Source organism: Nocardioides sp. Leaf307 (assembly GCF_001423135.1).
GTDB classification, from domain to species: Bacteria; Actinomycetota; Actinomycetes; order Propionibacteriales; family Nocardioidaceae; genus Nocardioides; species Nocardioides kribbensis.
Map to the genome: position 1 here is coordinate 1,121,591 of NZ_LMNY01000001.1, position 22,529 is coordinate 1,144,119.

General features: G+C 73.0%; 19 protein-coding genes. 14 read left to right on the forward strand and 5 right to left on the reverse strand.

Going from position 1 to position 22,529, the window contains the following annotated elements; translation table 11 throughout:
* Positions 1-3 precede the first annotated feature (3 nt).
* Entirely contained in the window at positions 4-1,269 is a 1,266-nt protein-coding gene (locus ASF50_RS05150; protein WP_056903683.1) for an MFS transporter, read from the forward strand.
* Here ASF50_RS05150 and ASF50_RS05155 read toward each other — a convergent pair.
* Entirely contained in the window at positions 1,242-2,360 is a 1,119-nt protein-coding gene (locus tag ASF50_RS05155; protein ID WP_056903684.1) for a GNAT family N-acetyltransferase, read from the reverse strand. The two genes, ASF50_RS05150 and ASF50_RS05155, sit on opposite strands and share 28 nt — an antisense overlap.
* Before the next feature lie 90 nt (positions 2,361-2,450).
* On the opposite strand from ASF50_RS05155, the gene trpS reads away from it, so the two are divergent.
* From trpS to ASF50_RS05175, 4 genes are read left to right on the forward strand one after another with little or no spacing between them, the layout of a single operon-like run.
* Positions 2,451-3,509, forward strand: coding sequence for a tryptophan--tRNA ligase (gene trpS, locus ASF50_RS05160; RefSeq protein WP_056863857.1), 1,059 nt, complete (start codon positions 2,451-2,453; stop codon positions 3,507-3,509).
* 9 nt (positions 3,510-3,518) lie between these two features.
* Positions 3,519-4,046, forward strand: a complete 528-nt coding sequence (locus ASF50_RS05165) for a 2'-5' RNA ligase family protein (protein ID WP_056863858.1) — start codon at positions 3,519-3,521, stop codon at positions 4,044-4,046.
* Positions 4,046-5,110, forward strand: a complete 1,065-nt coding sequence (locus ASF50_RS05170; RefSeq protein ID WP_056903685.1) for a YihY/virulence factor BrkB family protein — start codon at positions 4,046-4,048, stop codon at positions 5,108-5,110. Before ASF50_RS05165 ends, ASF50_RS05170 begins: the two co-directional genes overlap by 1 nt.
* A complete protein-coding gene (locus tag ASF50_RS05175; RefSeq protein ID WP_056903686.1) occupies positions 5,107-5,334 on the forward strand; it encodes an SCO4848 family membrane protein in 228 nt (75 codons plus the stop codon). The genes ASF50_RS05170 and ASF50_RS05175 overlap by 4 nt, the downstream gene beginning before the upstream one ends.
* Before the next feature lie 91 nt (positions 5,335-5,425).
* On the opposite strand, the gene ASF50_RS05180 is transcribed toward ASF50_RS05175, so the two are convergent.
* The 4 genes from ASF50_RS05180 to ASF50_RS05195 form a co-directional block, all read right to left on the reverse strand.
* Entirely contained in the window at positions 5,426-6,169 is a 744-nt protein-coding gene (locus ASF50_RS05180) for a succinate dehydrogenase/fumarate reductase iron-sulfur subunit (protein ID WP_056863861.1), read from the reverse strand.
* Entirely contained in the window at positions 6,166-8,175 is a 2,010-nt protein-coding gene (locus tag ASF50_RS05185) for a fumarate reductase/succinate dehydrogenase flavoprotein subunit (protein WP_056863862.1), read from the reverse strand. Before ASF50_RS05185 ends, ASF50_RS05180 begins: the two co-directional genes overlap by 4 nt.
* Before the next feature lie 13 nt (positions 8,176-8,188).
* On the reverse strand, positions 8,189-8,887 hold the full coding sequence (locus ASF50_RS05190; protein ID WP_056903687.1) for a succinate dehydrogenase cytochrome b subunit: 699 nt from the start codon (positions 8,885-8,887) through the stop codon (positions 8,189-8,191).
* A gap of 115 nt (positions 8,888-9,002) precedes the next feature.
* Complete coding sequence (locus tag ASF50_RS05195; protein WP_056903688.1) at positions 9,003-10,076, reverse strand: glycosyltransferase; 1,074 nt, start codon at positions 10,074-10,076, stop codon at positions 9,003-9,005.
* 138 nt (positions 10,077-10,214) lie between these two features.
* On the opposite strand from ASF50_RS05195, the gene ASF50_RS05200 reads away from it, so the two are divergent.
* The 9 genes from ASF50_RS05200 to ASF50_RS05240 all read left to right on the forward strand — a co-directional run bounded on the left by ASF50_RS05200 (position 10,215) and on the right by ASF50_RS05240 (position 22,492).
* Entirely contained in the window at positions 10,215-12,065 is a 1,851-nt protein-coding gene (locus ASF50_RS05200) for a methylmalonyl-CoA mutase family protein (RefSeq protein WP_056903689.1), read from the forward strand.
* Positions 12,062-14,239, forward strand: coding sequence for a methylmalonyl-CoA mutase (gene scpA / locus ASF50_RS05205; protein ID WP_056903690.1), 2,178 nt, complete (start codon positions 12,062-12,064; stop codon positions 14,237-14,239). The genes ASF50_RS05200 and scpA overlap by 4 nt, the downstream gene beginning before the upstream one ends.
* A gap of 11 nt (positions 14,240-14,250) precedes the next feature.
* Complete coding sequence (meaB, locus tag ASF50_RS05210; protein WP_082502767.1) at positions 14,251-15,324, forward strand: methylmalonyl Co-A mutase-associated GTPase MeaB; 1,074 nt, start codon at positions 14,251-14,253, stop codon at positions 15,322-15,324.
* Positions 15,325-15,339: 15 nt separating this feature from the next.
* Positions 15,340-16,554: an amidohydrolase gene (locus ASF50_RS05215; RefSeq protein WP_056903691.1), complete on the forward strand. Its 1,215-nt coding sequence runs from the start codon at positions 15,340-15,342 to the stop codon at positions 16,552-16,554.
* Between the two features lie 110 nt (positions 16,555-16,664).
* Positions 16,665-17,771 carry a BMP family lipoprotein gene (locus ASF50_RS05220; protein WP_056903692.1) on the forward strand — a complete coding sequence of 369 codons (1,107 nt, stop codon included), beginning with the start codon at positions 16,665-16,667 and terminating at the stop codon, positions 17,769-17,771.
* 183 nt (positions 17,772-17,954) lie between these two features.
* Positions 17,955-19,520 carry an ABC transporter ATP-binding protein gene (locus ASF50_RS05225; protein WP_056863870.1) on the forward strand — a complete coding sequence of 522 codons (1,566 nt, stop codon included), beginning with the start codon at positions 17,955-17,957 and terminating at the stop codon, positions 19,518-19,520.
* Positions 19,517-20,740, forward strand: coding sequence for an ABC transporter permease (locus ASF50_RS05230; RefSeq protein WP_082502769.1), 1,224 nt, complete (start codon positions 19,517-19,519; stop codon positions 20,738-20,740). The genes ASF50_RS05225 and ASF50_RS05230 overlap by 4 nt, the downstream gene beginning before the upstream one ends.
* On the forward strand, positions 20,737-22,065 hold the full coding sequence (locus ASF50_RS05235; protein ID WP_156718109.1) for an ABC transporter permease: 1,329 nt from the start codon (positions 20,737-20,739) through the stop codon (positions 22,063-22,065). The genes ASF50_RS05230 and ASF50_RS05235 overlap by 4 nt, the downstream gene beginning before the upstream one ends.
* A gap of 1 nt (position 22,066) precedes the next feature.
* Entirely contained in the window at positions 22,067-22,492 is a 426-nt protein-coding gene (locus tag ASF50_RS05240; RefSeq protein ID WP_056863872.1) for a cytidine deaminase, read from the forward strand.
* Positions 22,493-22,529 lie beyond the last annotated feature (37 nt).

Here is a 22,529-nt window from a genome sequence, read left to right on the forward strand (position 1 = left end):
CCCATGACGACCCCCGCTCCCGCCCCCGAGCACACCGGCGCCCACCCGCGCTACGCGCTGGCCGTGCTGGCGCTGGCCCTCGGCGGCTTCGCGATCGGCACGACCGAGTTCGTGACCATGGGCCTGCTGCCCCAGATCGCGGAGGGCATCGGCGTCTCCGAGCCCACCGCGGGCCACGTGATCTCCGCCTACGCCCTGGGCGTGGTCGCCGGGGTGCCGGTCCTGTCCTTCTTCGCCGCGCGGCTGCCCCGGCGCGGCCTGCTGGTGGGACTGATGGGCGCCTACGCCCTCTTCAACGTGCTCAGCGCCCTCGCGACCGGCTACGGCATGCTCACCGCCGCCCGCTTCCTCGACGGTCTGCCCCACGGCGCCTACTTCGGCGTCGCCTCGCTGGTCGCGGCCGAGCTCGCGGCCCCCGACAAGCGCGGCCGGGCGGTGGCCGCGGTGATGCTGGGCCTCTCGGTGGCCAACGTGGTGGGCGTGCCCGCCGCGACCTTCGTGGGGCAGAACCTCGGCTGGCGCGCGGCCTACGTCGGCACCGCGGTCATCGCCGCCCTCACCATGGCCCTCGTCCTCGCCTTCGTGCCCTCCCGCCCGGGCGACCCGGAGGCCACCGGCGCCAAGGAGGCGCGCGAGTTCTTCGGCTCCAGCCAGGTCTGGCTGACCATGGCGGCCGGGGCGATCGGCTTCGGCGGCATGTTCGCGGTCTACTCCTACATCGCCACCACCGTGACCGACGTCGCGATGCTCGGCTCGGGCACCGTGCCGGTCTTCCTGCTGGCCTTCGGCCTCGGCATGGTCGCCGGCACCTGGGTGGCGGGCGAGCTGGCCTCGTGGTCGGTGTTCCGCTCGCTGATCGTCTCGGGCGTCGGCTCGGGCGTGCTGATGCTGGCCTTCTGGGCCGTGGCCCCCTACGGGTGGTTCCTGCTGCCCGTGGTCTTCCTCATCACCGCCGTCGGCTCGATCCTCGTCGTCAACCTCCAGCTGCGGCTCATGGACGTGGCCGGCGACGCCGTCACCCTGGGCGCGGCGATGAACCACGCGGCCCTCAACGCCGCCAACGCCCTGGGCGCCTGGCTGGGCGGCGTGGTCATCGCGGCCGGCTACGGCTACCGCGCGCCCGCGCTGGTCGGTGCGGCGCTCTCGGTGCTGGGCGTGGCGATCCTGCTGCTCGCCTCCTGGCACGACAAGCGCGGCGCGCGCCGCACCCCCGTCGACGTGAGTGCCGGCGAGGAGCGCTCCTACGCCCCAGTGTCGAGCCGGTCGTAGAGGACGAGGTCGGCCCGGCCGTCTCGCACGAGGGCGCCGAGCCGCTCGACGCCGTAGGCGGTGAACCCGGCCCGCTCGATCACCCGCCGCGAGGCGGCGTTGCCGGCGGCCGCGCCGCAGCTGACCCGGCGCACCATCAGGTCGTCGAAGGCGTGACGCGCCACGGCGCGCAGCGCCCGGGTCGCGACGCCCCGGCCGCGGGCGTCGGGGTGGGTCCAGTAGCCGATCTCGCAGGTGACGTACGGCGTGAGCCCGAACCACCCGACCGAGGCCAGTGCGCGGTCGGGCGCGCCGGGGTCGACCACGGCCCAGTTCACCGCGCTGCCGGTGGCGAGCCGCTCGGTGACGTCCTCGAGCCAGGCCCGCGCGTCGCGGTCGGTGTAGGGCGCGGGCAGCTGCCCGAGCCAACGCTGGCTCCCGGGGTCGCTGCACGCCTCGACGACCCGCGCGACGTCGGTGTCGCGCCACGGCCGCAGCAGCAGCCCCTCGGCCTCCAGCGTCGGCACCTCCAGCCAGCGGGTGCGCGGCCGGCGCGGGTCGGTGCTGCGCAGCGTGCCGACCCAGGCGTCGTGGAGCTCGCCGCGCTGGGGCAGCCACGCCCGCAGCGAGCCGTCGACCTCGAAGCCCAGGCGCCACGCGGTCTTGCGCGAGGCCCAGTTGCCGCGATCGGCCCACCAGACGACCGTGCGCAGGCCCTGCTGCTCGAAGCCCCAGTCGAGGAGCACCCGCAGCGCCTGCTCGACGGCCCCGGTGCCGCGCACCCACGGGTGGGCGGCGTAGGCGATCTCGGCGCGGTCGCTGCCCTCCGGGCGCAGCGACGCGCTACCGGCGTACCGGCCGTCGACCTCGACGACGAAGCCCCACTCGCTGCCGTCGGCCCAGCCGGCGGGCATGACGCGGCCCACGAAGTCCTCGGCCATCTCGCGGGTGTAGGGCACCGGCACGGTGGTCCAGCGCTGGGTGAGGGGGTCCTGGCACTGCTCGAGGCAGCCCTGGGCGTCCTCGGGGCGGTGGCCTCGCAGCACCACGGTCCGGCCGCCCTCGTGCGAGGTGAGGACGGGGGCGGCGCTCGGCGATGGTGGCGGGGTCATGGCGCGCACCCTGCCAAGCGGGCCGGTGCTCGGGCAACCGGGTTGTGGGGCCGGGGGAGGACCCGGCTCGGCGTCGGGGACAATGGGCCCATGCCCGCCACGACCGAGCCGGACGTCGCCGTCCCCAGCGCCCCCACCGGGGGCGCGCGCCCCCGGGTCCTCTCCGGGATCCAGCCGACCGCCGACTCCTTCCACTTCGGCAACTACCTCGGCGCGACCCGGCAGTGGGTCGACCTCCAGCGCGACCACCAGCCGTTCTTCTTCATCGCCGACCTGCACGCGATCACCGTCGAGCAGGACCCCAAGGTGCTGCGCGAGCGCTGCCTGCGCGCCGCGGCCCAGCTGCTGGCGATGGGCGTCGACCCGGCCCGCTCGGCGATCTTCGTGCAGAGCCAGGTGCCCGAGCACGCCCAGCTCGGCTGGGTGCTGCAGTGCCTCACCGGCTTCGGCGAGGCGCGGCGCATGACGCAGTTCAAGGACAAGTCGGCCAAGGCGGGGGAGGGGGCCGCGTCGGTCGGCCTGTTCACCTACCCCGTGCTCCAGGCCGCCGACATCCTGCTCTACCGCCCCCACTACGTGCCGGTGGGCGAGGACCAGCGCCAGCACCTCGAGCTGACCCGCGACCTCGCGCAGCGCTTCAACCACCGCTACAAGAAGACCTTCCGGCTGCCCGAGCCCTACATCCTCAAGGCCACGGCCAAGATCGCCGACCTGCAGGACCCCACCGCGAAGATGTCGAAGTCGGCGTCCTCGCCGGCCGGCATCGTGGAGATGCTCGACGACCCCAGGGTGAGCGCGAAGAAGATCCGCTCGGCCGTGACCGACTCCGGCTCCGAGGTCCGCTTCGACCCCGAGGAGAAGGCCGGCGTCAGCAACCTGCTCACGATCTACTCCGCCCTCACCGGTGAGGCGGTCTCCGCCCTGGAGGAGCAGTACGCCGGGCGCGGCTACGGCGACCTGAAGAAGGACCTGGCCGAGGTGGTGGTCGACTTCGTGACGCCCTTCCGCGAGCGCACCCTGGAGCTGCTCGACGACCAGGCCCACCTCAGCGCCGTGCTCGAGCAGGGCCGCCAGCAGGCGGCGGAGGTCGCCGAGGCGACCCTGCGCGACGTCTACCAGCGGGTCGGGTTCGTCGCCCCGTCCCGCTAGGGTCGCACCGTGATCACGATCGGCGTGGCGGTGGCGATCCCGGAGCCCTGGGCCAGCGAGCTCCAGGACTACCGGGCCTCCGTCGGCGACGCCACCGCGGCCATGATCCCGACCCACATCACGCTGGTGCCGCCGACCGACATCGTCGACGGCGAGCTCGAGCAGGTCTCCGACCACCTGCGCTCGGTGGCCGACGGTCTCGACGGCTTCCGGGTGCACCTGCGCGGCACGGGCACCTTCCGCCCCGTCTCCCCGGTCGTGTTCGTGATGCTCGCCGAGGGGATCTCGCAGTGCGAGCAGCTGGCCGAGGCCGTGCGCCGGGGGCCGCTCGACGTCGACCTGAGCTTCCCCTACCACCCCCACGTCACGATCGCCCACCACCTCGACGACGAGCGGCTCGACCGCGCCTTCGCCGAGCTCGCCGACTTCGAGTGCACCTTCGACGTGACCGACTTCCACCTCTACGTCCACGACGAGGCCCACGGCTGGCGCCCGCGCCACGAGTTCGTGCTCGGCGCCGGCGCGCAGGCCCGCTGATGGCCTCCGTCGTGCAGCGGGCCCAGGACGCCCTGGTAGGGCTGCGCCGGCGGCGCCCGGGCGTCGACCACGTCCTGCTCATGCAGGAGCACTACGGCGCGGTCAAGGCCGGCCAGCAGGCCGGCGCCGTGACGTACTTCGGGTTCCTGTCGGTCTTCCCGATCCTGGCCCTGGCGCTCTTCGTCGTCGGCTACGTCTCCCAGGTCTACCCCGGGGCCAACCAGGACCTGCGCGAGGCGATCGACCAGCTGCTGCCCGGGCTGATCGGCCAGGACGAGGGCCAGGTCTCGCTGGCCGACATCCGCACCTTCTCCGGCTGGGCCGCCGTCATCGGCCTGGCGGGCGTCCTCTACTCGGGCCTCGGGTGGCTCTCCGCCCTGCGCGACGCCCTCCTGGTCGTCTTCGAGACCCCCACCCGCGAGCTGCCCAACTTCGTGGTCGGCAAGCTGCGCGACCTCGTGACCCTGGTGGTGCTGGGGTCGGTGCTCCTGCTCTCGGTGGCCGTGGCCGGCCTGGTGAGCGCGTTCTCGACCGTCATCCTCGACGCCCTCGGCCTGGGCGAGGAGCTGTCGTGGCTGGTGCGGCTGCTCACGGTGGTCTTCGGCCTGGCCGCCAACACGGTGCTGTTCTACGCGATGTTCCGGCTGCTGGCCGAGCCCCACGTGCCCGCGCGCTCGCTGTGGCAGGGGGCGCTGCTCGGCGCCGTGGTCTTCGAGGCCCTCAAGCAGCTCTCCGGGGTGCTGCTCGCCGCCACCCGCGAGCAGCCGGCGGCCCAGGCCTTCGGGATCGCGCTGATCCTGCTGGTGTGGATCAACTACTTCTCCCGCCTCGTGCTCTACGCCGCGGCCTTCGCCTTCACCACGCGCGCCGCGCGCGCCGCCCGGGTCGCCGAGCCGGCCGACCCGGTGCAGGGCCCGCCGCTGGCGTCCGGGGGAGCGCTCGACGGCACCGCCCGCGCCGGTGAGGCGGCGGGCTCGCGGGTCCGGCCCTTCGTGGCCGGGGCCGCCGCCGGCGCGGCGGCGCTCGCCGTCGTGCTCAGGACGACCAAGGGGGAGGACCGATGAGGTTCGAGCGCAAGCACGGCTGGCTGCTGGTGGGGGTGGCGGTGTGGAACGTCGTGACCTACGCGATGTTCACCCGCAACCTGTGGTCGGCGCACGCCTCGGGGGAGGACCGCCCGACCGGCTACTGGGTGGCCCACACCGTGCTGATCGTGGTCAACCTGGTCATCGCCGTCGTGCTGGGCCGCCTCGGCCTGAAGGCGCTGCGGGCCCGCGCCCAGGACTGACCGGCAGGACGGCACCCGCCCACGACGAAGGGCCCCGACCGCTCGCGGTCGGGGCCCTTCGTGTGGTGGTGCGGGGGACTCGGTGGTGCTCTCAGTGGCCGTTGCGGATCGCCGTGCGCAGGTCGCGGTTGAGCTGGGAGATCACGTCGAGCGGGATCTCCTTGGGGCACGCCGCGGTGCACTCGCCGATGTTGGTGCAGCCGCCGAAGCCCTCGTGGTCGTGCTGGGCGACCATGTTGACCACGCGCTCGTCGCGCTCGGGCTGGCCCTGGGGGAGTCGGCCGAGGTGGGTGATCTTGGCGCCCATGAAGAGCGAGGCCGACCCGTTGGGGCAGGCGGCGACGCAGGCGCCGCAGCCGATGCAGGTGGCGACGTTGAAGGCCTTGAGCGCGTCGGCCTGCGGCACCGGGGTGGCGTGGGCGTCGGGCGCGGCGCCGGTGTTGACCGACACGTAGCCGCCGGCCTGGATGATCCGGTCGAAGGCCGAGCGGTCGACGATCAGGTCCTTGATCACCGGGAAGGCGCTGGCACGCCAGGGCTCGATGGTGATCTCCTGGCCGTCCTTGAAGGACCGCATGTGCAGCTGGCAGGTCGTGGTGACCTCGGGGCCGTGGGCCTGACCGTCGATCATCAGGTCGCACGAGCCGCAGATGCCCTCACGGCAGTCGTGGTCGAAGGCGACCGGGTCCTCGCCCTGCTCGTTGAGCTGCTCGTTGAGCACGTCGAGCATCTCCAGGAAGCTCATGTCCTCGGAGATGTCCTGCACGTGGTACTGGTGCATGGCGCCGGCGGCGGTGGGGTTGGCCTGCCGCCAGATGTTGAGGGTCAGGTTCACTTGTAGCTCCGCTGCTTCATCTCGATGGCCGTGTAGAGAAGGTCTTCCTTGTGCAGCACCGGCTGGCCGGCGTCGCCGCCGAACTCCCAGGCCGCGACGTAGGCGAACTCGTCGTCGTGGCGCAGCGCCTCGCCCTCGTCGGTCTGCGACTCGGCGCGGAAGTGGCCGCCGCAGGACTCGCGGCGGTTGAGGGCGTCGATGCACATGAGCTCGCCGAGCTCGATGAAGTCGGCGACGCGGCCGGCCTTCTCGAGGCTCTGGTTGAGGCTGTCGGCGGTGCCGAGGACCTTGAGGTTGCTCCAGAAGTCGGCCTTGAGCTCGCGGATCATGTCGATCGCCTTGCGCAGCCCGGGCTCGGAGCGCTCCATGCCGCAGTACTCCCACATGATGTGGCCCAGCTCCTTGTGGTAGCTGTCGGCCGAGCGGGTGCCCTGGATGGAGAGCAGCTTCGCGATCCGGTCCTCGACGGACTTCTTGGCCTCGGCCACCGCCGGGTGCGACTCGTCGATCGGCGCGAAGGGCGCGTGGGCGAGGTAGTCGCGGATGGTGTTGGGCAGCACGAAGTAGCCGTCTGCCAGGCCCTGCATCAGCGCCGAGGCGCCGAGGCGGTTGGCGCCGTGGTCGGAGAAGTTGGCCTCGCCGGTGACGAAGAGCCCCTCGAGGTTGGACTGGAGGTCGTAGTCGACCCACAGACCGCCCATGACGTAGTGCACGGCGGGGTAGATCCGCATCGGGACCTCGTAGGGGTTCTCACCCGTGATCCGCTCGTACATATCGAAGAGGTTGTCGTACTTGGCCTCGATGCCGTCCTTGCCCAGGCGCGCGATGGCGTCGGAGAAGTCGAGGTAGACGCCGCGGCGGAAGTCGCCGACCATCGGGCCGACGCCGCGGCCCTCGTCGCAGACGTTCTTGGCCTGGCGCGAGGCGATGTCGCGGGGCACGAGGTTGCCGAAGGAGGGGTAGATCCGCTCGAGGTAGTAGTCGCGGTCCTCCTCGGGGATGTCGCGCGGGTCCTTGTCGCAGTCCTCGGCCTTCTTGGGCACCCAGATGCGGCCGTCGTTACGCAGCGACTCCGACATCAGGGTCAGCTTCGACTGGTGCTCGCCCGAGACCGGGATGCAGGTCGGGTGGATCTGGGTGTAGCAGGGGTTGGCCATGTAGGCGCCCTTGCGGTGGGCCCGCCACGTCGCGGTGACGTTGCAGCCCATGGCGTTGGTGGAGAGGAAGAAGACGTTGCCGTAGCCGCCGGAGGCGAGCACGACCGCGTCGGCGAGGTGGGTCTCGATCTCGCCGGTGGCCATGTCGCGGGCGATGATGCCGCGGGCCTTGCCGTCGACCATGACCAGCTCGAGCATCTCGTGGCGGGTGAAGGTGGTGACGGTGCCGGCGGCGACCTGACGCTCCAGGGCCTGGTAGGCGCCGATGAGCAGCTGCTGGCCGGTCTGGCCGCGGGCGTAGAAGGTGCGCGAGACCTGCACGCCGCCGAAGGAGCGGTTGTCGAGCAGGCCGCCGTACTCACGGGCGAAGGGCACGCCCTGGGCGACGCACTGGTCGATGATGTTGGTGCTGACCTCGGCCAGGCGGTAGACGTTCGACTCGCGCGAGCGGTAGTCGCCGCCCTTGACGGTGTCGTAGAAGAGGCGGTGGACGGAGTCGCCGTCCTCCTTGTAGTTCTTCGCGGCGTTGATGCCGCCCTGCGCGGCGATGGAGTGCGCCCGGCGCGGGGAGTCCTGGTAGCAGAACGACTTCACGTTGTAGCCGGCCTCGCCGAGCGTGGCCGCGGCCGCGCCGCCGGCGAGCCCGGTGCCGACGATGATGATGTTGAGCTTGCGCCGGTTCGCGGGGTTGACCAGCGCGTTGGAGAACTTGCGGTTGGTCCAGCGCATCGCGATGGGGCCGGTCGGGGCCTTCTCGTCGACGAGCGGCGCACCGGGCGTGTAGTAGCCGTGGGCGTCGTCGGACTGCTGCTGCGACGGCTGGTTGAGGTACGTGTCGGTGGTTGCCATGGAGGGGCTCCCTTTACTCGATGACGCCGAAGAGGGTGAACAGGGGGACCAGCGAGAATCCGCCGGCGACGACCACGGCGACGACCCAGCCGGCCAGGCGTGCCCGGGAGCGGGCGGCGACGGTCTGGGTGAAGCCGAGGGTCTGCATCGCGCTGAAGGTGCCGTGGTGCAGGTGCATCGCCAGCGCGGCCATCGCGACCAGGTAGATGAGCGTCATCCACCACAGGTCGAAGGTGTCGACCATCAGCTGGTAGGGGTTGTTGGTCTCCCCGCCGGCCGGGTTGATCTTGACGATCGAGAAGTTCAGCAGGTGCCACACGAGGAACGCCAGGATCGTCAGGCCGCCCCAGCGCATGGTCCGCGAGGACAGCGAGGAGTTGCGGCGCTTGGCGACCTGGTACTTCACCGGCCGGGCGTCGCTGGCGCGCTTCCACAGCGCGACCGCCGAGGCCACGTGGACCACGAGCGCAGCGATGAGGCCGAGACGCAGGATCCACAGCAGGCCGCTCTCGGGGAGCAGGGGCTCCCCGATGGTGCGCAGGTGCTCGGCGTACTCGTTGAACGACTCCTCGCCACCGAAGGCCTTGAGGTTGCCGTACATGTGCGCGAGGACGAATCCGATGAACACCAGCCCGCTGGCGGCCATCAGGATCTTCAGCGTGATCGTCGAGCGCGAAGCGCGCGCTCCTCTGACGAGAGTCGGGGTTGCCACGTCACAAACGCTACCCCCCATCTGGGGGGTGAGTTCCATCGTGGCGTGTGACATATCCCCCGTCGACGGGACTCGCCGCCGCTCAGGACCGGCTCAGGCGCCGCTCAGGGCCGGTTCAGACCCCGTGCGCGGGGCGGGCGTCCGCGTGACCCCGGGCCAGGCGGTCCAGGTGGCCGAGGAGCTCGTCGGCGGCGTCGGTCCACGAGCGGTCGAGCGCGAGCTCGCGGCCCCGGTGACCGAGCAGGGCGCGCCGCGGGTCGGCGGCCACCGCCGCCACCGCGCGGGCCAGGGCCCCGGGACGGTCGGGGTCGTAGAGCAGGCCGGTCTCCAGCGGCAGCACGAGGTCGCGGGCGCCCCCGCTGCGCGGCGCCACCAGGGGCAGCGCGCTCGCGGCGCCCTCGCGCAGCGCGTGGCAGCAGGTCTCCTCCTCGCCGGGGTGCACCAGGACGTCGAGGGAGGCCAGCGCCACGGTGAGGTCGCCGGTCGACAGCGCGCCGGTGACCTTGGCCGCGGGCAGTCGCTCGCGCAGCCAGTCCTCCTGCGGCCCGGTGCCGATGACGACGGGGCGGATGCCCGGCACGTCGGCCAGCTCGGCCAGCCGCCGCACCCCGTGGCGCTTGTGCAGGCTGCCGACGTAGCCGACCACCACCAGGGGGCCGCGGGCCGAGCGCGCCCGCGCCCAGTGGTCGTGCAGCCACGGGTCGCGCAGGGCCGGGGTGTAGGCGCGGGCGTCGACCCCCGGCAGCCACGTGCCGGCGGTGACGCCGAGGGAGGAGAAGCGGTCGGCCAGCCAGGGGGCGGTGACGACGAGGTGGTCGGTGCGCTCGGCGACCGTGCTGCGCCAGCGCTCCCAGGTCAGGTCGCGCGGCGGGGCCTGCTGCACGACCAGGGAGGGCACGCCGGTGCGGTGGGTGTGCTTGAGCGCCTTGCGGCCGATCGTGCCCGGCCCCGTGACCTGCACGACGTCGGGCGCGAACGCGTCGAGGGCGGCCCGGACCTGGCCGCCCGGCCTGGTCAGCGCGCTGATGCGCACGACCCGGGCGCCGCGGTAGGTCGCCAGCCCTGGCCCGCTCGCGACCACCACCACCTGGTGGCCACGGTCGACCAGACGGTCGACCACCGCCCTGACCGTCGTGGTGGTGCCGTCGACGGCGGGCAGGAAGGATTCGGAGACCACGGCGATCCGCATGCGCCCACGGTGGGCCCGCCGGACGACGGCACCGCGACGGGCGCGCGGCCTGACGGTGAACACCGCCCCGGCGACGGGTCGGGGTCGAAAAGGTCACACTCGGTGGCCGCCGTCACGTCGCGTCCCTAGGGTGCCGCCATGACTGAAGTCGAAGGCGGTCTCGACGAGCCCGCGGAGCTCGAGCCCGAGCAGGGCGCGCTCGACCTGGCCGACGCCGGCGACCGGTGGGACCGCGCCGACTGGGAGAGGGCCGCGGCCGGCGTGCTGCGCAAGGCGCGTCGCCTCGGCGAGGACGACCCCGACGCGCTCGTGTGGGAGCGGCTGACCCGCACCACCCTCGACGACATCGCGGTCACCCCGCTCGGCACCTCCGACCTGCTCGACGGGCTCCGGACCGAGGGCCGCCCGCAGCGCGCCGGGGACTGGGACGTGCGCGCCCACCTCGACCTGCCCGCCGGCGCCGAGGCCAGGGCGGCCAACGAGACCCTCCTGGTCGACCTCGAGGGAGGCGTGACCTCGCTGTGGCTGTGCGCGGCGCCCGACGCCGACCTCGCCACCGCCCTCGACGGCGTGCTGCTCGACCTCGCGCCCGTCGTGCTGGAGGCCCGCGGCGACGCGACGGCCCAGCAGGCGCTGGCCGAGGGCTTCCTCGCCCACGCCGGCGAGCGCGACCTCGCCGCGGGCACCAACCTCGGCGCCGACCCCCTCGGCGCGGCCCTGCGCCACGGCACCGGCCCGGGCGCCGACCCGGCCGGCGAGGTGGACCTCGCCCCGCTGGTCGCCGTGGCCCGTGCCGCTCACGAGCGCGGGCTGCTGGGCGTGGTCGTCGACGCCACCGCCGTCCACGACCGCGGCGCCTCCGACGCCCAGGAGCTCGGCTGGTCGATGGCCGTGGCCGCGGCCTACCTGCGGGCGCTCACCGGGGCGGGCCTCACCGTCGCCGAGGCCGCCGGCCTGGTCGAGGTGCGCTACGCCGCCACCGACGACCAGTTCGCCACCATCGCCAAGCTGCGCGCGGCCCGCCGGCTCTGGGCGCGGGTGCTGGAGCTCAGCGGCGTCACCGACGAGGAGCGGCTGCGGCTGGCCCAGCGCCAGCACGTCGTGACCAGCCGGCCGATGATGAGCCGCTACGACCCCTACGTGAACATGCTGCGCACCACGGTGGCGGCGTTCGCCGCGGGCGTCGGCGGGGCCGAGGCCGTCACCGTGCTGCCCTTCGACAGCCCGTTGGGCCGCCCCGAGGCGCTGGGCCGCCGGATCGCCCGCAACACCTCCGCGCTGCTCGTCGACGAGGCCCACGTCGCCCACGTCGCCGACCCCGCCGGCGGCTCCTACGCCGTGGAGAAGCTCACCGACGACCTCGCCGTCGCCGGCTGGGCCGAGCTCGGCCGCACCGAGGAGGTCGGCGGAGCGGCGGCCGCTCTGGCCGACGGCTCGCTGCTGGCCCGCGTGGCACGGACCGTCGAGCGCCGCGACGACGAGGTCGCCCGCCGCCGGCGACCCCTCACCGGGCTCACCGAGTTCCCCCAGGTCGACGAGGTCCTGCCCGAGCGCGAGCCGGTCACCCCCGACTCCGCGTCGGGCTGGATCGGCGTGCGCCCCTACGGCGCGGCCTTCGAGGCGCTGCGCGACGACCCGCCGACGGCCCGGGCCTTCCTGGCGTCCCTCGGGTCGGTGGCCTCGCACACCGCGCGGGCCACCTTCGCCACCAACCTGCTCGCCGCGGGCGGCATCGGCGTCGACGTCGCCGGGGCCACCGCCGACGTCGATGCGCTGCTCTCGGCGTACGACGGGCAGCGGGTGGCGGTGCTCGCCGGCAGCGACGCGACCTACGCCGCCTGGGGCACCGCCGCGGCCCGCGCCCTGCGCGAGGCCGGCGCGCGCCACGTCGTGGTGGCCGGCAAGCCCCTCGACGGCACCGACGACGCCTGCGCGCTCGGTGTCGACGCCCTGTCCTTCCTGACCCGCACGAGGGAGCACCTCGCATGACCGTCCCGAAGAGCTTCGCCGGCCTGCCGCTCGAGGCCCGCGGCACCACGAGCGCGCCGCGGCCCGAGGCGCGGCCCTGGACCTCGCCCGAGGGCATCGAGATCCGGTCGCAGTACACCGAGGCCGACCTCGAGGGCCTCGACGCCCTCGACACCTACCCCGGGCTGAGCCCGTTTCTGCGCGGGCCCTATCCGACGATGTACACCACCCAGCCCTGGACCGTGCGCCAGTACGCCGGCTTCTCGACCGCCGAGGAGTCCAACGCGTTCTACCGGCGCAACCTGGCGGCCGGTCAGAAGGGGCTCTCGGTCGCCTTCGACCTGGCCACACACCGCGGCTACGACTCCGACCACCCGCGCGTGCGCGGCGACGTGGGCATGGCGGGCGTGGCCATCGACTCCATCTACGACACCCGCACCCTCTTCGACGGCATCCCGCTCGACGAGATGTCGGTGTCGATGACCATGAACGGCGCCGTCCTGCCCGTGCTGGCGCTCTACATCGCCGCCGCCGAGGAGCAGGGGGTGGCGCCGGAGCAGCTCGCGGGGACCATCCAGAACGACATCCTCAAGGAGTTCATGGTCCGCAACACCTACATCTACCCGCCGGCACCGTCGATGCGGATCATCTCCGACATCTTCAGCTACACCTCGGCACGCATGCCGCGCTTCAACTCGATCTCGATCTCGGGCTACCACATCCAGGAGGCCGGGGCGACCGCCGACCTCGAGCTGGCCTACACCCTCGCCGACGGCGTCGAGTACATCCGCGCCGGGCTCGGCACCGGCATGACCATCGACCAGTTCGCGCCCCGGCTGTCGTTCTTCTGGGCCATCGGGATGAACTTCTCGATGGAGGTGGCCAAGCTGCGCGCGGCCCGCGCGCTGTGGGCCCGGCTGGTGCGGCAGTTCGACCCGCAGAACCCCAAGTCGCTGAGCCTGCGCACCCACAGCCAGACCAGCGGCTGGTCGCTGACCGCCCAGGACGTCTACAACAACGTCCAGCGCACCTGCATCGAGGCGATGGCCGCCACCCAGGGCCACACCCAGTCGCTGCACACCAACGCCCTCGACGAGGCGATCGCGCTGCCCACCGACTTCTCGGCCCGCATCGCGCGCAACACCCAGCTGCTGCTGCAGCAGGAGAGCGGTACGACGGGCACGATCGACCCCTGGGCGGGCTCCTACTACATCGAGCGGCTCACCCACGACCTGGCCGAGAAGGCGTGGGCCCACATCCAGGAGGCCGAGCGCGCCGGGGGCATGGCGAAGGCCATCGAGCAGGGCATCCCCAAGATGCGCATCGAGGAGGCGGCCGCCCGCACGCAGGCGCGCATCGACTCCGGGGCGCAGAAGGTCATCGGCGTCAACACCTACCGTCTGGCCGCGGAGGACAGGCTCGACGTGCTGCGCGTCGACAACGACGACGTCTACCGCCAGCAGATCGCCAAGCTCGAGCGGCTGCGCGCCGAGCGCGACGACCGGGAGGTCGAGCGCACCCTCGCGGCGCTGACCCGCTCGGCCGAGCAGGGCCCGGCCACCGACGGCTCCCTCGACGGCAACCTGCTCGCGCTGGCCGTCGACGCCGCGCGCGCCAAGGCCACCGTCGGGGAGATCTCCGACGCGCTGGAGAAGGTCTACGGGCGCCACCAGGCGGTCATCCGTACGATCTCTGGGGTGTTCAGGGACGAGTCGGGCAGCGGCGACGGGCCGGGCGCCGGCAAGGTGCAGCAGGTGCTCGACGCCACCGCCGACTTCGAGGAGGCCGAGGGCCGCCGCCCCCGCATCCTGGTGGCCAAGATGGGCCAGGACGGTCACGACCGCGGCCAGAAGGTGATCGTCTCGGCCTTCGCCGACATGGGCTTCGACGTCGACGTGGGGCCGCTGTTCTCCACGCCCGAGGAGGTCGCCCAGCAGGCCGTGGACGCCGACGTGCACATCGTCGGCGTCAGCTCGCTGGCCGCCGGCCACCTCACCCTGCTCCCGGCGCTGCGCGAGGCGCTGGCCGAGCAGGGACGGCCCGACATCATGGTGGTGATCGGGGGCGTGATCCCGCCCGACGACGTGCCCACGCTGCAGGAGATGGGCGCGGCCGCGGTGTTCCTGCCCGGCACGGTCATCGCCGAGTCGGCCCTCGACCTGCTGGCCCGGCTGCGCGAGCAGCTGGGCCACTGAGGCCGGGCCCCGTGCCCGTCGACGTCGAGGCCCTCGTCGAGGGCGTCCGGGCCCAGCGGCGCGCCGCGGTGTCGCAAGCGATCACGCTGGTCGAGAGCTCGCGCCCGCAGCACCGCCGCCAGGCGCGCGAGCTGCTGACCGCGCTGGCCGAGGGCTCCGGCGACCCGGCGGGCGGCGCCGGGCCGCGCGTGGTGCGGGTGGGCGTCTCCGGCGTGCCCGGCGTCGGCAAGTCGACCTTCATCGAGGCCCTCGGCACCCGGCTGACCGCCGCCGGCCACCGCGTCGGCGTGCTCGCCGTCGACCCGTCCTCGGTGCGCACAGGCGGCTCGGTGCTCGGCGACAAGACCCGGATGGGCCGCCTGGCCACCGACCCGGCCGCCTTCATCCGGCCCTCGCCCTCGGCGGGCACCCTCGGCGGCGTCGCCCGGGCCACGGTGCAGGCCATGGCGGTGCTCGAGGCCTCCGACCACGACGTGGTGCTGGTCGAGACCGTCGGCGTGGGGCAGTCGGAGGTCACCGTGGCCGGCATGGTCGACACGTTCCTCTTCCTCACCCTCGCCCGCACCGGCGACCAGCTCCAGGGCATCAAGAAGGGGATCCTCGAGATCGCCGACGTCATCGCGGTCAACAAGGCCGACGGCGACCGCGAGCAGGAGGCCCGCGCCGCCGCCCGCGACCTCGCCGGCGCGCTGCGCATGGTGCGCGGCGCGGGGGAGTGGGCCCCACCGGTGGTGACCTGCTCGGCGCTGGAGGGCACCGGCGTCGACGACCTGTGGGAGCGGGTGCTGGACCACCGCGCGCACCTCGGCGAGGCGGGGCTGGCGGCCAAGCGCGCCGAGCAGCAGCTCGACTTCACCTGGGCGATGGTGCGCGACGAGCTCGACCAGCGGCTGCGGCTCTCGCCCGGCGTGCGCGCCCTCCGCGCCGAGGTCCGCGCCCAGGTGCTCGCCGGCGAGCTGCCCGCCACCGTGGCCGCCGACCGGCTGCTCGCGGCGTACGACGGCGACCGCGACGACCGGCACGACGACCGGCACGACGACCGGCACGGGTCGGGCGGACACCCGCCGGGCACCGACGCCCGGTGAACTAGCCTGCACCCGATGTCCTCCGACGGCCCCACTGCTCCCACGACCGCGTCAGCGGTGATCGCCGCCTCCGTCGCCGCCCACCGTGACGCGCTCGTCGCCCTGCGCCGCGACCTGCACGCCCACCCCGAGCTGTCGTGGGCCGAGACCCGCACGACCGAGGTCGTCGCGGCGCGGGTCGCGGCCGCCGGCTGGGAGGTCGAGCTGCTGCCGCAGACCGGCCTGGTCGCCGAGCTCGGGCCCGACGACGGGGAGCCCGCGGTGGGCCTGCGCGCCGACCTCGACGCGCTGCCCGTGCAGGAGGACACCGGCCACGACTGGGCCAGCACGACACCGGGCGTGGCCCACGCCTGCGGCCACGACGTGCACACGACCTCGCTGGTCGGCGCCGCGCTCGCGCTGGCCGAGGTGCACCGTGCGGGGCTGCTGCCCGGACGGGTGAGGCTGTTCTTCCAGCCGGCCGAGGAGGTCATGCCCGGGGGAGCGCTGCACCTGATGAAGCTGGGCCGCCTCGACGGTCTCTCGCGCGCCTTCGCCCTGCACTGCGACCCCGCCGTCGACGTGGGGCAGGTCGGGCTGCGCCTCGGGGCGCTGACCAGTGCCACCGACAAGGTGGAGATCCGGCTGCGCGGCACCGGCGGGCACACCTCGCGCCCCCACCTGACCGGCGACCTGACCTTCGCCCTGGCCAAGATCGTCACCGAGCTGCCCGCGATCCTCTCGCGCCGCCTCGACCCGCGCGCCGGGGTCAGCGTGGTGTGGGGCATCGTCAACGCCGGCTCGGCCGCCAACGTCATCCCGGGGCGCGGTCTGGTGGCCGGCACCATCCGCATCCGCGACGCCGTGGCCTGGGCCGACTGCGAGAAGCTGGTGCGCGAGGTCGTCCACGACGTCGTGCGGCCCTACGGCGTCACCGCCGACCTCGACTACCAGCGGGGCGTGCCCCCGGTGGTCAACGAGGCCTCGGCCCACCACGTGCTCACCGGGGCGGTGCGCGACGTCCTCGGCCCCGAGGCCGAGGTCCTGGCGCCGCAGAGCCTGGGCGGCGAGGACTTCGGGTGGTACCTCGACCGCGTCCCGGGCGCCATGCTGCGCCTCGGCACGCGCACCCCGGGCGGGCCCACCTACGACCTGCACCAGGGCAACCTCCAGGTCGACGAGCGGGCGATCGGGGTCGGCGCGACGATGCTCGCGGAGGCCGCGGTGCGCAGCTTGGTCACCGACAGGTAACAACCTCACGAAATTCGGCTCGCGGGGCGCACAAGGCGTCCGGGCCCACCTAGGGTGACGCGATGTGCCCCGCGCTGCGGGGTGCCAGTCACGAACCCAGGAGGATCGCCGTGAAGAAGACGGCCCGAATCGCTGCGGTGGCCACCATGGTCGCCCTGTCCCTGTCCGCGTGCGGCGAGCGCGAGACCGACGCCGGCGAGGACCCCGCGTCGACGCCGTCCGAGAGCACCTCGGAGTCGGCCTCGGCCGACCCGAGCCAGCAGTTCCCCGACTTCAAGGCCTGCATGGTCTCCGACTCGGGCGGCTTCGACGACAAGTCGTTCAACCAGACCTCCCGCCAGGGCCTGCGCGACGCGGTCGAGGCCTACGGGATGCAGGAGGCCGACATCGAGTCGAACGACCCCTCCGAGTTCAACGACAACATCAACGAGCTGGTCAGCCAGGGCTGCAACTCGATCACCACGGTCGGCTTCCTCCTCGGCGACTCCACCCTGGCCGCCGCGAAGAAGAACAAGGACGTCGACTTCTCCATCGTCGACTTCGCCTACACCGACGACAAGGGCGACAACACCGCCCCGGCCAACGTCAAGGGCCTCACCTTCAACACCGCCGAGCCCTCCTTCCTGGCCGGCTACACCGCCGCGGCCTCCTCGGAGTCCGGCGTCGTCGGCACCTTCGGCGGCCTGAACATCCCCACGGTCACCATCTTCATGACCGGCTTCGTGCAGGGCGTCGAGCGCTACAACGAGGACACCGGCTCCGACGTGCAGGTCATCGGCTGGGACCCCGAGTCCGCCGAGGGCTCCTTCACCAACGACTTCGAGGACAAGAACCTCGGCCAGTCGACGGCCACGGAGATGATCAACCAGGGCGCCGACGTCATCTTCCCGGTCGCCGGCCCCGCCGGCCTCGGTGGCCTGCAGGCCGCCCAGGACAACGACGTCAAGGCGATCTGGGTCGACACCGACGGCTGCGTCTCGGCCGAGGAGTACTGCGACGTGCTGCTGACCTCGGTCATGAAGGGCATGGACGTCGCCGTGCAGGACGCCGTGCTCGCCTCCGCCGAGGACGAGTTCTCCAACGAGGTCTACGTCGGCACGCTGGAGAACGAGGGCGTCAAGCTCGCCCCGTTCAGCGACGACGTCGACGAGGAGCTCCAGGCCACCATCGAGGACCTCAAGCAGCAGATCATCGACGGCGAGATCACCGTCGGCTGACACGCCGCCCCCGGCCGATCCGGCCGACCGGCACCACCAGCAGCACAGCACTAGCACCAGCACAGCACCAGCACAGCAGCACCTCCGACAGGTCGGGGCGGGGACCCCGCCCCGACCTGTCGGGTCTAGGGTCGTCCCCCGGCCATCTCGGGGGAGCGGCCGACGTACGTCGTGAGGGAGTAGATGGAACTCGAGATCAGGGGCCTGACCAGGCGGTTCGGCTCCTTCACCGCCAACGACGGCATCGACCTCACGATCAGGCCCGGTGAGATCCACTGCCTGCTCGGCGAGAACGGCGCCGGCAAGTCCACGCTGATGAACATGCTCTACGGCCTGCTCGACCCCTCCGAGGGCGAGATCCTGGTCGACGGGGAGCCGGTGGCCTTCGCCTCGCCGGCCGACGCCATCGCCGCCGGCATCGGCATGGTGCACCAGCACTTCATGCTCGTGCCGCCCTTCACCGTCGCCGAGAACGTCATGCTCGGGCGCGAGCGCACCCGCGGCCTCGGCGTGCTCGACCGCAAGGCCGCCTCACGGCTGGTGCGCGAGCTCTCCGAGCGCTACCGGCTCGCCGTCGACCCCGAGGCCCTCGTGGAGGACCTCCCCGTCGGCGTGCAGCAGCGCGTCGAGATCATCAAGGCGCTGGCCAACGAGGCGAAGGTGCTCATCCTCGACGAGCCGACCGCGGTGCTGACCCCGCAGGAGATCGACGAGCTCATGGGCATCATGCGCGAGCTGCGCGCCCAGGGCACCTCGATCATCTTCATCACCCACAAGCTGCGCGAGGTCCGCGCCGTCGGTGACCGGATCAGCGTGATCCGCCGCGGCAAGGTCGTCGGCACCGCCGAGCCCACCGCCAGCGAGGCCGAGCTGGCCGAGATGATGGTCGGCCGCTCCGTGCAGCTGGTCGTCGACAAGGCCGCCGCCGCGGTCGGCGAGCCGGTGCTGGAGGCCCGCAACGTCACCGTCATCGACCCCCGCGGCCACCAGGTCGTCAAGGACGTCTCCTTCGTCGCCCGCGCCGGTGAGGTGCTCGGCATCGCCGGCGTGCAGGGCAACGGGCAGACCGAGCTGATCAAGTCACTGCTCGGGCTCGTGCGCCCCGACGCCGGCGAGATCTGGCTCGACGGGCGCGACATCAGCCGCCACGGCCCGCGCCAGAGCCTGGAGGACGGCATCGGCTACGTGCCCGAGGACCGCTCCCACGACGGCTACGTCGGCTCCTTCAGCGTGCGCGAGAACCTCGTGCTCGACCTCTTCCGCAGCGAGCAGTTCGCCAGCGGTCCCGCGCTGCGACTGGGCGCCATCGAGGCCAACGCCCGCCAGCGCATCGAGGAGTTCGACATCCGCACCGAGACCATGGAGACCCCCGTCAGCGCGCTCTCGGGCGGCAACCAGCAGAAGGTCGTCGTGGCCCGGGAGTTCTCCCGCCCGCTCAAGGTGCTCATCGCCTCCCAGCCCACCCGCGGCGTCGACGTCGGCTCCATCGAGTTCATCCACAAGCGCATCGTCGAGGAGCGCGACAAGGGCACGGCGGTGATCATCGTGTCGACCGAGCTCGACGAGGTCTTCGCGCTCTCCGACCGGATCGCGGTCATGTACGACGGCCGCATCGTCGGCACCGTCACCCCCGACATCCCCCGAGAGGAGATCGGCCTGATGATGGCCGGCGCCACGGACACCGACCAGACCGGGGCCACCGGCGCCACCGGCGCCGGCACCCACGGCACCGGGGGAGGAGCGGCATGAGCGACCCGCAGAAGGGCCCCGTCGCCCCGCCCGTCGTCGACCCCGACCGGGTCGACCCCCACGAGGCCGCCGCGGCGCCGCGCCGGCGCTTCGACGCCTCCGCCTTCGTGCCGACCGTCGTCGACAGCGTGCTGGCCGTCGTGCTGGCGCTCGTGGTCGGCGCGGTGCTCATCGTGTTCTCCACCGAGCGCGTGCTGGGCTCGCTGCCGTACTTCTTCAGCTACCCCTGGGACTTCTTCCGCTTCGCCGGCGAGGCGGTCGGCGACGGCTACGCCGCGCTGGTCAACGGCTCGCTCGGCGGCGCCGACGCCCTCACCCGCACCCTCAACCGCGCCGCCCCGCTCATCTGCGCCGGCCTGGGCGTGAGCCTGGCCTTCCGCGCCGGGCTGTTCAACATCGGCGCCCAGGGCCAGATGCTGGTCGCGGGCCTCGCCGCGGGCTACGTCGGCTTCACCTGGGACCTGCCCACCGGGCTGCACGCGCTCGTGGCGCTGCTCGCGGCGCTGGTGGCCGGCGCGCTGTGGGGCGGGGTGATCGGGCTGCTCAAGGCCCGCACCGGCGCGCACGAGGTGATCACCACGATCATGCTCAACAACGTCGCCCGCTTCGTGGTGCTCTACTTCCTCGGTCTCGAGGCCTTCCAGCGGCCCAACAGCGACAACAAGCTCTCCCCGCCGGTCGACGACAGCGCGACCTTCCCCGCGATCGGCAACCTGCACCTCGGGATCGTGCTGGCCGTGCTGGCCGCCCTCGTCGTGTGGTGGCTGCTGGAGCGCAGCACGCTGGGCTTCGAGATGCGCGCCGTCGGCGCCAACCCCGACGCCGCCCGCACCGCCGGCATGAGCGTGCCCCGCGTCTACGTCACCGCGATGACGCTGGCCGGCGTGCTGGCCGGGCTGGCGGTCACGATGACGGTGCTGGGCCAGCAGAACTCGGTGACCGACCAGGTCGCCGGCACCGTGGGCTTCGACGCCATCACCGTCGCCCTGCTGGGCCGGGCCACCCCCGTCGGCACGGTCCTGGCCGGTCTGCTCTTCGGGGCGCTCTCGGCCGGAGGCCTGTCGATGCAGGGCGCCGCCGGCATCGCCCCGGAGCTCTCGCAGGTGCTCCAGGCGCTCATCGTGCTGTTCGTCGCCGCACCGGCCCTGGTGCGCGGCATCTTCCGGATCAAGGGACGCGGGCAGGGCTCCAGCGTCGAGGCGAAGGGATGGGGAGGATGAGCGTCGTCGACGCCCCCGCACGCAGCGAGGCCCCCGAGGAGCAGGTGCGCGACCGGGCCGACGTACGCCGTCAGGTGCGGCTGGTGGTGGTCTTCGCCCTGGCCGCCGCGATGGTGCTGCTCTTCCGGCTCACCACCGACAGCTTCTCGGTCACCTACCTGCTCGAGGCCCAGCGCTCGGCCGACAGCCAGCCGCGCTCCCTCGACGGCTCCCTGGTGAACTGGGTGGCCCTGGTGCTCGCCCTGGCCGGCGTCGTGCTCGCCGCCCTCAACCGCGTGCCCCGCGGCGGACTCGGGCTCCTGCTCTACGTCCTGGTCGGGCTGTCGTTCTACGTCGCGTTCATGGCGTGGGCCTTCGCCGACCAGGGCGAGGGCTTCCAGGCCTCGATCTCCAACCCGATCCCCGGCACGATCAGCATCGCCACCCCGCTGGTGCTCGGCGCACTGGCCGGCGTGGTGTGCGAGCGGGCCGGCGTCATCAACATCGCCATCGAGGGCCAGTTCCTCGCCGGCGCCTTCTCGGCCTCGCTCTTCGCCAGCATCGCGCTGTCGTCGCTGGCCTTCATCCCGCTGTGGCTGTGCGCGCCCTTCGGCCTGCTCGGCGGCGCGCTCGCCGGCATGCTCGTCTCGGCGATCCTGGGTCTCTTCGCGCTGCGCTACCAGGTCAACCAGGTCGTGCTCGGCGTCGTCATCGTCGCCTTCGCCACCGGCCTGACCGGCTTCCTGCTGGGCCAGATCCCCAGCGAGAGCACCGGTCGCCTCAACAACCCCGACCCGCTCGAGCCGCTGGCCGTGCCCGTGCTCAGCGACATCCCGGTGATCGGCCAGGCGCTCTTCGAGCAGACGATCCTGGTCTACCTCACCTACGCCGCGGTCGTGGTCGTCGCGCTGCTGCTCTTCCAGACCCGCTGGGGCCTGCGGGTGCGCGCGGTCGGCGAGCACCCCAAGGCCGCCGACACCGTGGGCATCAAGGTCAATCGGCTGCGCTGGCAGGCGGTGCTCTTCGGCGGCCTGCTGGCCGGGCTCGGCGGCGCCTACTACACCGTCGGCAGCTCGGGGGCCTTCGACAAGGAGATGTCGGCCGGCACCGGCTTCATCGCCCTCGCCGCGGTCATCATGGGTCGCTGGCACCCGGTCTGGGCCGCGCTGGCCGCGGTGTTCTTCGGGTTCATGCGCAACCTCGGCACCCAGCTGAGCCTGGTCGACCGGATCCCCGGCGACCTGATCGGCGCCCTGCCCTACCTCGCCACCGTCATCGTCGTGGCCGGCTTCGTCGGACGGGTGCGACCACCCGCCGCCGACGGCGAGCCGTTCGTGAAGGCCTGACGTGGCCGCCCCCGACGTCCCGGACTCCCCGGACTCCCCGGACGGGTTCGACTGGGCGGCCCTGCGGGCCGTCGCGGTCGAGGCGGCGACGCACGCCTACGCCCCCTACTCCCGCTTCGCGGTGGGCGCGGCGGCGCGGGTCGACGACGGGCGCACCGTGGCCGGCTGCAACGTCGAGAACGCGGCGTACGGCGTGACGCTGTGCGCGGAGTGCGGCCTCGTGGGCCAGCTGCACCTGACCGGCGGGGGCCGGCTGACGCACTTCGTGTGCGTCAACGGCGACGGCGCGGTCATCATGCCGTGCGGCCGCTGCCGCCAGCTGCTGTTCGAGAACGGCGGTCGTGAGCTGCAGCTGTGGACCGTCTCCGGGCTGCGCACCATGGCCGAGGTCCTGCCGGATGCCTTCGGACCCGACGACCTGTCCTAGGGTGCCGGTCCCAGCCCAACGGTGACGGCGACGGAGC